10 protein-coding genes and 1 riboswitch are annotated in these 12,894 nt (G+C 28.9%); of the genes, 9 read left to right on the top strand and 1 reads right to left on the bottom strand.

Annotated elements, in window-relative coordinates; genetic code table 11:
* Nucleotides 1-7 precede the first annotated feature (7 nt).
* The 7 genes from Ccar_RS07930 to Ccar_RS07905 all read left to right on the top strand — a co-directional run bounded on the left by Ccar_RS07930 (nt 8) and on the right by Ccar_RS07905 (nt 8,492).
* Entirely contained in the window at nt 8-3,070 is a 3,063-nt protein-coding gene (locus Ccar_RS07930; RefSeq protein WP_007063714.1) for an insulinase family protein, read from the top strand.
* 13 nt (nt 3,071-3,083) lie between these two features.
* Nucleotides 3,084-3,224, top strand: a complete 141-nt coding sequence (locus Ccar_RS27000; protein WP_007063715.1) for a hypothetical protein — start codon at nt 3,084-3,086, stop codon at nt 3,222-3,224.
* A gap of 135 nt (nt 3,225-3,359) precedes the next feature.
* The gene (locus tag Ccar_RS07925; protein WP_007063716.1) at nt 3,360-4,388 is read left to right on the top strand and encodes a DUF1835 domain-containing protein; all 1,029 of its coding nucleotides are present in this window, start codon (nt 3,360-3,362) and stop codon (nt 4,386-4,388) included.
* Between the two features lie 62 nt (nt 4,389-4,450).
* A complete protein-coding gene (locus Ccar_RS07920; RefSeq protein ID WP_007063717.1) occupies nt 4,451-5,479 on the top strand; it encodes a DUF1835 domain-containing protein in 1,029 nt (342 codons plus the stop codon).
* 2 nt (nt 5,480-5,481) lie between these two features.
* Nucleotides 5,482-5,769 carry a 50S ribosomal protein L7/L12 gene (locus Ccar_RS07915; protein WP_007063718.1) on the top strand — a complete coding sequence of 96 codons (288 nt, stop codon included), beginning with the start codon at nt 5,482-5,484 and terminating at the stop codon, nt 5,767-5,769.
* A gap of 44 nt (nt 5,770-5,813) precedes the next feature.
* Nucleotides 5,814-7,262, top strand: coding sequence for a HAMP domain-containing sensor histidine kinase (locus tag Ccar_RS07910; RefSeq protein WP_007064696.1), 1,449 nt, complete (start codon nt 5,814-5,816; stop codon nt 7,260-7,262).
* A gap of 117 nt (nt 7,263-7,379) precedes the next feature.
* Nucleotides 7,380-8,492 carry a LolA family protein gene (locus Ccar_RS07905; protein WP_007064197.1) on the top strand — a complete coding sequence of 371 codons (1,113 nt, stop codon included), beginning with the start codon at nt 7,380-7,382 and terminating at the stop codon, nt 8,490-8,492.
* A gap of 638 nt (nt 8,493-9,130) precedes the next feature.
* Here the strand turns inward: Ccar_RS07905 and Ccar_RS07900 are convergent.
* Nucleotides 9,131-10,087 carry a tyrosine-type recombinase/integrase gene (locus Ccar_RS07900; RefSeq protein ID WP_007064697.1) on the bottom strand — a complete coding sequence of 319 codons (957 nt, stop codon included), beginning with the start codon at nt 10,085-10,087 and terminating at the stop codon, nt 9,131-9,133.
* A 168-nt stretch (nt 10,088-10,255) separates the two neighbouring features.
* Nucleotides 10,256-10,361, top strand: a riboswitch (SAM riboswitch).
* 84 nt (nt 10,362-10,445) lie between these two features.
* Here Ccar_RS07900 and Ccar_RS07895 point away from each other — a divergent pair.
* On the top strand, nt 10,446-11,249 hold the full coding sequence (locus Ccar_RS07895; protein WP_007064698.1) for a hypothetical protein: 804 nt from the start codon (nt 10,446-10,448) through the stop codon (nt 11,247-11,249).
* A gap of 72 nt (nt 11,250-11,321) precedes the next feature.
* Entirely contained in the window at nt 11,322-12,830 is a 1,509-nt protein-coding gene (locus tag Ccar_RS07890; protein WP_007063787.1) for an amino acid permease, read from the top strand.
* The last annotated feature ends 64 nt before the right edge of the window (nt 12,831-12,894 follow it).

Here is a 12,894-nt window from a genome sequence, read left to right as displayed (position 1 = left end):
ACACAAAATGAAAACATTTTTGAAAAAAGTTAGTATTTTTATTTTAACATTTTTTATGTTATTTTCTTCCTGTAACACAGCATTTGTTGGACAAACTGTTTATGCAGCAGATGCGGATACTATAACAGTTAATGAAGTAGGTAAAAACTATTATGGATTTCAACTTACTTCAGTTAAGGAAGAGCCAAAGAGTAAATCTACTATTATGATGTTTACTCATGTAAAAACAGGTGCAAAGCTTATGTATGTTAAAAACGATGATACACAAAGAGTTTTTGACATTACATTTCGTACACCAGTTACAGACAATACTGGAGTGAATCATATTATTGAACATTCAGTTCTTGATGGTTCTAAAAATTATCCAGTAAAATCTCCATTTAAAGAAATGCTTAAAGGATCACTTGGTTCATTTATCAATGCTATGACTAGTACTGATTATACTACATTTCCTGTAGCAAGTACTAATGAACAGGATCTTAAAAATCTTATGGGAGTATATTTAGATGCGGTATTTTATCCAAAACTAACTACTGACCCAAATATATTTAAACAAGAAGGTTGGAGATATGAGCTTCCATCAAAGGATTCAGCTCTTTCAGTTAATGGAGTTGTGTATAATGAAATGAAAGGTAATTATTCCAATCCTCAATGGCTTTTGCGTAGTGCAATAACTCAATCACTTTTCCCTGATACATCTTCTAAGTGGGATTCAGGTGGAAATCCAGATGCTATTCCTAATCTTACAAGAGAACAATTAGTTTCAACTTATAAGAAAAATTATACACCTTCAAATAGTTATATATATTTATATGGTAAATTGGATATAGGTGAATATTTGAAATTCATTGACAGCAACTATTTAAGTAAATTTGATAAGGTTAATGTGGATACTTCCATTAAAACTCAAAAACCTTTGTCCAATATTCCTGTGAAGGTAGTATCTTATCCTGTACCTAAAGATGGAGATACAAAAAAGAAAACATATCTTTCATTAAATTTTGTTACAGGTAATATAGATGATAAGGAAACAAATGTGGCACTTAATTTTTTAGATTATTTGCTTATGGGAACAGATACTGCTCCACTGAAAAAAGCACTTACTGACGCTGGTATTGCAGAAAATGTAAGTTGTTCTTTTAGTATGCAAGGTGCTCAACCTATATTTTCAATTAGTGCTATTAATTCTGATGAAGCTTCAAAGGAAGTTTTTGAAAAGACAATTTTTAATACTTTAGATAGTATTTCGAAAAATGGATTTGACAAAGATTTCCTTAAATCTGCTATGGCATCTTATGACATAAGTAATCGTTCTGAAAAACTTGTAACTCCTATGCTTGGTGGAAATGGATTTATTTTATCACAAACTGCATTATCCACATGGATATATGATAAGGATCCTGCAATGTATTTTGAAACAGATAGTGTTATGAAAAAAATTAAGGAAACAGATCAAAATAAGTATTTCCAGAATTTGATCAATAAATGCTTGCTTTCAAATAACTATCATTCACTAGTTGTGTTAAAGCCTGAAGCAGGACTTGAAAGTAAAAATGCTGAAAATACAGCTAAAAAGCTTGCAAGCTATAAGAGTCAGATTGGTGAAACAGGGGTTAATTCTCTTTTAAAAGGTACTGAAGATTTTAATGCATGGCAAAAAACTGAAGATTCTAAAGAAGCACTTGAAACTTTGCCAAAGCTTTCTCTTAAAGAAGTTAAACCTGAAATGCCAAATTTAAATTATAGTGTTCAAAATCAGTCAAGTATGAAGGTACTTACACATAATTCAGATTTGAATGGACTTTCAATTATAAATTTTTACTTTGATACATCTAGGGTTCCTCAAGATAAATTACAATATTTAAGTTTGCTTTGTTCATTACTTGGAAATGTAGATACTAAAGAACATAATTATAAAGGACTTTCAAATGAAATGCTGCAATATACAGGAGGGGCTATAAGTTTTGTTCCTTCAGCAGTAGCAAACAGTAAAAGTCCTGATAACTACAGTCCTAAAGTTACAGCATCAATTTTAGTACCACAGGATAGTATTTCAAAATCCTTTGATATGATTAGCGAAATCATAAATGGCAGCAAGTTTGAGGACAAGCAAAGAATAAAGCAAATTATTGAGCAGAACAAATCAGCTCTACAAATGCTTTTGACATCGGGTTCAGGAAGTGCTGCAATTATGAGAATGAATGCATATATGAATGAAAGTGGAAGATATAGTGAAGCAATTACAGGACTTTCATACTATAAATTTTTACAGGACTTAGACAACAATTTTGATGCAAAATGGGACAGTATTTCCAAAAATCTTAAGGATACATGTAATCTTGCATTTAATAGAAATGATCTTGTAGTAAGCTATAGTGGAAGTGAAGATGATGCTAAAGTATTTAGTAAGGAATTAGATCGTATAAGTCCTAAAATTAATTCACAAGTACTTCCACATCAAAAATATGCTTTTTCTCAGCCTAGTAAGAATGCTGCTTTTTCTTCTACTGCAAAAGTACAAACAGTAATACAAGGAGGAGATTTAAAAAAGGCAGGATATACTTACAATGGAAAAATGATGGTACTTCAAAATGTATTAGATATGGGATATTTGTGGAATAAGGTGAGAACAACTGGTGGCGCTTATGGAGTTCAAAGTGCATTTTCATCTGATGGAAGAGTTATACTTGCTTCAATGAGAGATCCAAACCTTAAAGAAACTTTAGAAGCTTTTAAGGGTACAGTTGACTATCTTAAAAAATTTAAAGCTACGGATAGTGAAATGAACAATTATATTATAGGCGCCGTTAGACAATATGTTAACTTAAAAAGTAATGGACCTCTTATGGAAAGTTCACTTTGTGATTCAATGTATCTCACTAATTCTTCTGTAAATGATTTGCTTGAGTATGAAAAACAGGCTCTTTCAACTACACCAGAGGATATAAGAAACTATGGAGATATGCTTGATAAGATTTTAAAGCAAAATATGTATTTTGTAGAAGGCTCTAAAGAAGCTATTGAACAAAACAAGGCATTGTTTAATGAAGTTATAGATACTGGAAAATAAAGGTGGTTGTTAAATGAATTTGATAACATGGATAGGTAAGAAAGATATTGATATTGCATTTGTAATTGTTCTTATAGGAATAGTGATATCACCCATAGTACATTATTCATGGATTATATCAATTATAGCTTGTTTATTTTTAAAAGATGACTAAATTCAATATAACTTTGTATTATAAGGAGGAATGTTTTTCCTCCTTTAATATATTTGCAGATTTTTAAGATTTTAATAAGTTTAAATAAATGATATTACTATAAAATTAAAATAGAAAGCTGATGGGAGGATAAATGTGAATAATATAATAAATATATGTTTTACAGAAGGCGCAGGAGGGAAATTTAGAATTGCTAGTAAGATGAATGAACTGAATAGCAAGCAAAAGGTTATGGTTCTTTCTGATGATCTTTCACATGGACCTATAAAAGGTGGAATAAATATTGAAGATAGAATTAATTGGTGGAGAGTTGCAAGTGGAGATGAATATTTTATTGAGTATGGTGCAGATGAGTTAAAAGAAAATTATAATACATTTCACAATGAAATTTCAAAAGTAGATAGCAGCGATGTTTTATACTTGTGGTATGGTTCCAGTCAGGAGTTTTGTGGAATGTTATATACCTTAGAACTTTTAAAGAATAAGGATTTAAATATATATTTAATAAATGTAACAGATACAGTTGTGAAACATAAAGAGAATATATATTTAGCTAGAGATACTGGATACATTGTACCACAATATATAGAAAAATATGCAAGTTTAAAGGAAAAACTGGCTTTAGATAAATATAGGGAGCTTCTTGATACCTGGGAATTATTAAAAAATGACAATTCAATGTTACGTGTTTTTAAAAATGAAAAAATAAAAAGTGTAGATGAAAATTATTTTGATATGGATATACTGAAATATGTTCCAAAAGAATTTAAAAATTCAGCTAAAATTGTGAGATCGGTAGTAGACAATAGTGATGTGGAAATTTCCTTTGATTATATAATGTGGAGAATAAAAGAATTAGTTAAGTTAGGAAAAATTGACTACATATACGATAAAACTTATTATGGTAAATTTGAGAGCCTTAAAATGAATATAAAGATAACAGAAGAAGGATTAAATTATCTAAGTGCTGATCAAAAGGCCATGAGTATTTGGAGAAATATTAAAAAGGATTTAAATCCAGAAGATTATATTATAAATGAATACATAGAAGAAGGTAGATTGGAAGAAAAAATAAATATTACAAAAAGATTAAAGGACGTATTAGATGCAGAAACCATAGCAGAAAAAACAGGCTTAACTGTAGGGCAAGTTAAAAATTTATAATATAGAAACTAGTGTGTTTTAATAAATAGTACTACAAAATTAAAAGTCATAGGGGGATAAGCATGAACAAAATAATTAACATATGTTTTTCAGAAAGTGCAGGAGGAAGTTTTAAGCATGCTATTAGTACTAAAATACTTCAGAGTAATCAGGAGATAATACTTTTTCTTGATGATCTTTCACAGGGAGCCATAAAGGATGGAATAGATATTGAGGAAAGAATCAATTGGTATAATACTTTTATGAGAGAAAATCAATTAAAGCCAGCTGTTGATTATGATATAGATGATTTAAAAGAAAATTATAGAACATTTCATAATGAAATTTCTAAAGTAGATAATAGTGATATTTTGTATTTATGGTATGGTTCTAGTAGAGAGTTCTGTGGAATGTTATATGCTTTAGAGCTTTTGAAGGATAAAAATTTAGATATATATTTAATAAATGTAAAGGATACAGTTATTAAACGTAAAAAAATTGAATTTAAAGCAAGGTCTACCGGAGAAATTATATCAGAAAATATAGAAAAGTATGCAGCAGCTAAAAGAAAGCTGAATTTAAATGAATATAGAGAGCTTCTTGATAAATGGGAATTACTAAAAAAGGATAACTCTATATTACGTGTTATTAAAGATGGAAAGTTAGAAAGTGTAGATGAAAATTATTTTGATATAGATATACTAAAATACACCCCAAAAGAATTTAGAAATCCCATAAGAACAATAGGAGATGTATTAGGCAAAAGTGAAGAAAGAATTTCAGATGAATACATATTTTGGAGAATAAAGGAGTTAATTAAAACAGGAAAAATAGAACACAATGGTAAATTTGGAGTTATAGGAATGGAAATAAAAATAACAGAAGAAGGACTCAAATATTTAAGTACTGACAAAGATGCCATGAGGATTTGGGAAGAGGATAGAAAAGAATCAGAAGAGGAAGAAGAGATCAGAAACAAATATAGAAAGCAAGGTATAATGGAAGAAAGAATGGATATAGCAAAAAAATTAAAAGGTGTTTTAGATAATGAAACTATAGCAGAAAAAACAGGTTTAAGTATAGAACAAGTTAAAGGTTTGGAGGAAAATTAATTATGGACTATAAAATTATTTTAATGCTTGCAGCTGTAGGGGTTATAATGTGGATATCAGCTGCTATAAGCCAGATGAGAAATGACAATATGAGAATGAATGCAACTTTAAATAAGATTGCTAGAAAAGTTGGAGCATTCGATGAATTAACAACTGAATTAAAAAAGCTTATTTCAGAGCATGAAACTATTAAAGCAATTAGATTATACAGAGAGGCTACGGGGTGTGGATTAGTTGAGGCTAAGAAATATATTGACTCCTTAAAAGAAGAATTAAAAATAGGTGAATAATTAAATAAGATTTATATTAAGTTTAAATTAGGGGAGAAGTGTACATGAAACTTAAAAGATGGCTTATATTGTCTCATTTAACAGTTATGCTGACACCAGTGATTTCAGGTTTGTTATTATATGTAATTATAGGTAATTATAATAGCAATACTCAAGTTTCAGATTATATATCTGCTGTGAACAAATTTAAAACATATGAGCAGCAATTGGACAATCCTGATATATATGTTGGATACCCTTTAAAAGATAAAAAATTTATATCTAGTAAAGACAGAAATTCTATAAAAATAGAATTATACAATGCTGTAGGTCAGGAAATATATTCTTCAGATGATAATATAGCTGGTTTTATTTCAAAGGAGATTGCATTTTCAGATTTATATAAAATACAAACGGGAGCTAGAGCATATACACTGAAGATGCCTGTATTTAATAAGGACAGTGCACTGGTAGGGTTTTATAAAATAGCTATAGCAAGGGAAGATTTTGTTGAAGGTATAAATTATAGAACCGTTATTACAGTTTTATTTTTTATAATTATAGTTTTGTGTATTTTTATATCAGTAGGGCTTCTTTTAAACAAAAAACTTAATAAGCCAATTAAACTTCTAGTAGAAGGAATGAATAAGTTTGCCTTAGGAGATAAAAACATAGTAGATTATAAATACAGTGATGAGATAGGAGAACTTATAAAACATTTTAATGATATGAAAAAGGATATTGAAGAGAAAAGAGAGATTATTGAGCAACAGCAAAAATCTAAGGAATATATGATATCTGCCATATCTCATGACTTAAAAACACCGTTAACTGCCATAAGAGCCTATGCTGAAGCTATGATTAACGATGAAAGTTTAGATATAAAAGACAATAAAAATAAGGCTTTAGTTATACTGAATAAAAGTGATTATATGAAAAATATGATAGATGATTTAATGATGTACAATCTTCTTACTACAGAATATAAAATGAATTTTGTAGAACTTGAAGGTTCGGAGTTCTTCGAAATGCTATTTTCAGGGTATGATGAGTCTTGTACACAAAAGAAAATAAAACTTACTATAGATATAGATGTTCAAGGTAAATACAAAGTAGACGTAAGGCAGATGACAAGGGTAGTAGATAATTTGATGGCAAATGCTTTAAGATATACTCCTGTAGATGGATATATATGTATGGGTGCAGTTTCACTAGATAATGAAATGCCAGGCTGGTTGAAAATAGGCACAGAAAATAAAACAATTCCTTGGAAAAAAGATGGTTTGCTGATTGTAGTTAAAAATCAGGGTGATGGCATTATAGATAAAGAAAAAGAAAAGGTATTTATGCCCTTTTACCAAAGTGATGATTCTAGAAATAAAAAGTTGTGGAATGGTGTAGGATTAGGGCTTAGCATTGTTAAATTAGTAATTGAAAAGCATTATGGTGAAGTTAAAGTCTTTTCAGAAGGAAACAGTACAATGTTCACATGCTGGATACCTGTACACAGTTAAGCTTAATTTTAATATTATAAAGAAATTATTAAGTTTAATAAAAATAGAAAAAGTATTTATATAATGTATACATAAGGTTAAAAAATTTACTAAGAGATTAAAAGGAGATGTTTTATTGTGAAGAAGAGAATACTAGCAATATTTACTGCAACTTTAATAACAGCAAGTTTGTTTCAAGGCTGCGGCAGTTTAAAGAAGGATACAATAATACCAGGTGAGGTTATAAATAAAGCTATGAGTGCTTATGAGAAACCTAAGTCATATTATGGTGAAGCAAAGCTGGAAATATATGAAAACGGAAAATTAAGTGAAAAAGCCGATATGAAGGAATGGGCAGATAATTCATCAAATAAAATGAGAAGACGTTATGAATTAAATTCTAGTATTAGTGGAAAAAATATATCTACTAATGATGGTAATAAAGTATTAGTATATATGGTAAAAGATAAAAAGGCTATGTCCATGAAAGCAGGAAATAATTTATCAGATAGCAATAATGATTATAAATCACAGCTTATGAAACAACTCAGCAGTATATCTAAAACACATGATTTAACTTATAAAGGAGAAGAAAGTGTTAATGGATTCAAAACCTATCATTTGTATGCTAAACCAAAACAGAAAAATAGCATTTTAGGTGATATGAACTATTGGATAGATGAGGGCAGCTGGTTTGTTATAAAGTGTACATCGGAAAGTTCTAATATGAAAACAGATACAGAATATACAAAGATAAAATTTTCACCTAAGTTAGATAATAGTTTATTTACTCAAAATATTCCTTCTGATGTTAAAATAGAGGATATAGATAACAACAGCGAACTTAAAGAAAATAAAATTGATATGAAACAAGCAGAAAAAATAGCAGGAAAACCTATTTTAACATTAAAAGAAACATCTGGGTACAAGCTAAAAAGTGTAACTTATATGGATGCACCAGGTGTAAAACATAAAGAAATAAATCAAACTTATGAAAAAAATGGAGCAGATCAATTGATTCTTACAACTATAGTTCCATATGATAATAAGGATACCCAGAAGGATGATACAAAAATTGATGGTGAAAAAGATATTACTATAAGAGGAAAAAAAGGAATGTCTATGGAAGAACCTATAAAAACTATATCATGGAGTGAAGATGGATTTAATTATAATTTGTTAATTCAAGATCCTACATTAAATGTAGATAATGGTAAAAAACTAGTGGAAAGCTTACAATACTATAAGTAACAAATTGTTAGATATTCAACTTTTGCAATTTAAAAATATTGCGATATAAAGGTGCAGTGGAAGTTTGAATTTTAACTTTTATTCCATGATATATGATAAGGGTGCCATCACGGCTAAATGTTTTAATTATTCTAAAGCTTGAAGATTTGGAAAACCTAAGAACTTTGTCAAACTTGGTTCCCTCAAACAGGACTAAAGTTCTAAGGCTTTCCAAATCTTCAAGCTAAGAATAATACTAAAACAATTTAGCTAATGTGATGACACCCTTATCATATATCACTGCATAAAAGTTAAAATTTAAACTAGCAAGTTCAGTTATACGCATCTAATTACATTAAAATAGATAATTTTAGTAATCTAAATTATATTTATAATCATAACTTATAATGCTTAAAAATTAAGGCTAAGCCTGCTATTATACTAATATATTTAATTTAAAAGTCAGTTGTTTTATAGAAATACCTTAAAAATATAGCATAAAAAAATATGCAAATATTTCATAAAGTTAATAATTAACAAATTCACTATTTTTACAGGCTTCGCCATAGTAGTATTATTAAAATAGCTAAAATATATATAAATTAGGCAATAGTTATTATGAAAGTTACTTCGCTTATATATACAAAATGATTGCATGTTTATCGAAGAGATTTTAATTTGCCTACCTCAGAATAAGGTATTTTACGAAAGCCTTTATCTGTTCTATAAGCCTTAACCAAGCCTTTGTCACACCATTTAATTACAGTAATGGGAGCTACATTAAATATTTTTGCAAATTCAGAAGGTGTAAGCATTTCTTTTAATTTTTTATCTGTATAGCTTTTATATTTTGTAGTATATCCAAGTAATTCATCTATTTCTTTAGCAATATAACCTTGTTCTTTTAATTTAAGCTTATAAAAGTCCCTTAAAGTGGATAAGGTAATATTATTATAAGGACAATTTTTTCTAAATATCCAGCGTAGTCCTGCAGTTGTATATTTAGTACCTCTTTCATTTATAAAAAGGTATTCTTCCATAGTGTATACTTCTTTTAAATACAACTTTAAGGAATTTTCTATACTAGAGTTCATAGGAACTTCCCTTTCATAAGAACCAGTTATATTTATAACCCTTTCATCAAAATCTAAATCTTTTAATTTAAGTTCTATAACCTCAGCAGTTCTTAATCCAGAATATGCAATTAAACTTAACATTGTATAATTTTTTATTCCATCATTACAGCAAATTTGTTGAAGCAAGTTTTCTATGTATTTTTCATCTATATAATTGCTATTGTTAACTTTAACTTTTGAAATTTTAACTCTTAGAGAATTATCTACTACCATTTCTTTTTGAATACCTTCACTTATTAAAAAGTTATTATAAGATTTAAAGAAATTGATGTAATTATTTATAGAGCTTTCACTTATATTTGAAGAAATATCTTTCATGTATTTTTTTACAATGTTTTTTTCTAATCTTTTAAATGGAGTTTTTATGACTTCTTCGTACCATTTTAAGAATTTCCTTAAATAATATATGTACAAATATATAGAACTATCCTTCATATTTTGTTTTAATAAATAATTATTATATTTATAAAAATTCTTCATTTTTTTGCTCCTAATTTAAGTATACTTTAATATAAATTATAACAAATTATCGTGTAGAGAAAAATATGATATTTTGTACTAATTTAAAATAGAATTAAAATTCAAAAAATAATATATTGACAACTAATAGCAAAAATTGCTATAATGTTCACAATTAAATAAAAAAACTTCTTATCAAGAGAGGCTGAGGGACTGGCCCTATGACGCCCGGCAACCTGAATATTTATTATTTAATGGTGCTAATTCCAGCTGGTTATATACCGAAAGATGAGGAGCTATATGGAAATTTAATCTTCTTGTAGTTCTATCTACAAGGAGATTTTTTTTATTAATAAATTTAGAGAGGAGAAAAAATATTATGAAAAAATTTACTTCAAAAGAAATAGTGGATATTGCACTTAAATGTGGAGCTTCATTAGCAGGAGTTGCAAATGTGGAAGATTTAAAAAAGGCACCAGCTTTTACTGTTGTATCTAAAATGCCTGAATATAACGGTGTTGGAACTTATATGAGAGGAAAAGATGATTCATTTTTGACAGGGGTAGTATGGCCTGAAGGAATAAGAAGTGTAATTGTTTTAGCTTATCATCATCCTGTAGATGATCCTAAAATGGATTATTGGGTTGAAGGGGTTAATAATACAATAGGAAATAAGGAAATTATAGAAGTTGGAAAGAAATTTAAAGCTGTTATGCTAGATTCAGGAATTGATACATATTCATTTAATTATCATATAGAAAAAGGAGGAATATTTTTAAAGGATTCTTCGGTTGTAGCAGGACTTGGATGCATTGGAAAAAATAATTTATTGGTTACTCCAGAATATGGTTCGCATGTAAGGTTAAGAGCAATAGGCTTGAGTTTAGATTTACCATCAGATGGTCCTTCAGGTTATGATCCGTGCTCTTCATGTGAAATAAAATGCTGGGAAAAATGTGCGAAAAGTGCTTTTGCAAAAAAAATATATTTTGAAGAGAAGCTTGGAAGAAGAGAACTTCCAGGAAGAATAGGAAATTTTGATAGAACTTTATGTAACATAGAAATGAAAGAAAATGAAGCTAATATGGAGCCTATGGAAGTACCAAAGCTTACTCCAAATGGCCCTGAAAATACTATAAAGTATTGTAGAATTTGTGAATATTCATGTCCAATAGGAAAGTAATTGTAATAAAAATAAGTATAGAATTTTAAGACAAGCTTCATTATAAAAGCTAAAAATGATTGGGGGGCTATTATGAACACTAATTTGGAAACAAAAGATGTAGAAACAAAAGCTAAAGGACAACTTCAGAGAAGCTTAAAAGCAAGACATATGAATATGATTGCTATTGGTGGAGCAATTGGAACAGGTTTATTTTTTGCAAGTGGAAGTGCAGTTAGTACTGCAGGACCAGGAGGAGCATTAGTTGCATATACAATCATGGGGATTTTAGTTTATTTTTTAATGACATCACTAGGTGAAATGGCAACATTATTACCTATATCAGGCTCTTTTGAAACTTATGCTACAAGATTTGTAGATCCAGCTTTAGGATTTACTCTTGGGTGGAATTACTGGTTTTGTTGGGCTATATGTGTTGCAGCAGAACTAGTTGCAGGTTCGCTTATAGTTAAGTTTTGGTTTCCAAATACAAATACTACTTTGTGGAGTGTACTTTTTTTAATAATTATTTTTGCTTTAAACATTTTATCTGCAAGAGCTTATGCTGAGGGAGAATATTGGTTTGCAAGCATTAAAGTTGTTACTATAATTATATTTCTTGTAGTAGGTGTACTCATGATATTTGGTATATTAGGAGGAAAATCACCTGGATTTTCTAATTGGGTATTAGCAGATAACTCTGGGAAAAAAGGACCTTTTGTAGGTGGTATATTGGCAATTATCAATGTTTTTTTAGTTGCAGGTTTTTCATTTTCAGGAACAGAAATAGTTGGACTTGCTGCAGGAGAATCAGAAAATCCTGAAGAAAATGTTCCAAAGGCAATAAAAACTGTTTTCTGGCGTATTTTATTATTCTATATGGGAGCAATTTTAATAATTGGATTTTTAATTCCTTTTACTGATCCAAATCTTTTAAAAAGTGGTGCTGACAATATTGCATACAGCCCATTTACTATGGTATTTCAAAAGTCTGGATTAGCCATTGCAGCTAGTCTTATGAATGCAGTAATTTTAACTTCTGTTCTTTCTTGTGGAAATTCTGGACTCTATGTGGCATCACGTATGCTTTATTCTTTATCAAAGGAAGGTAAAGCACCTAAGTTCTTATCGAAGGTAAATAAAAGAGGGGTTCCCATGAATGCATTATATATTACAACCATAGTTGCTTGTTCAGCATTTTTTGCATCATTAATTGGTGATGGAAAGATATACTACATACTTTATAATGCTTCTGGTATCACAGCTTTTTTTGCTTGGTTAGGTATAGGTATATGCCATTATAGATTTAGAAAAGCATATATTGCTCAAGGTAAAAAATTGGAAGATTTAAAATACAAGGCTAAATGGTACCCGTTAGGACCTATTATGGCTATTATATTTTGTACAATTGTTATATTTGGATCTAACATATGGATTTTTCAAGCTGAAAAATTTAGTTGGTTTGATTTTATAACAAATTATGTATGTATTCCTGTATTTATGTTATTGTATTTCGGATACAAAAAAGTTAAAAATACCAAAATGGTTCCTTTAAATGAATGTAATTTTGAATACAGTGAAGAAGAAAAAGTGAAAAGTTAGTAAAATGATAAAAGTATCCCTAATAATATAAATTTTAAACATTTGTGTCATGTGATATAATAAA

It is taken from the genome of Clostridium carboxidivorans P7 (assembly GCF_001038625.1).
Classification (GTDB): domain Bacteria; phylum Bacillota; class Clostridia; order Clostridiales; family Clostridiaceae; genus Clostridium_AM; species Clostridium_AM carboxidivorans.
This window is presented reverse-complemented; position numbering and strand designations above follow the sequence as displayed.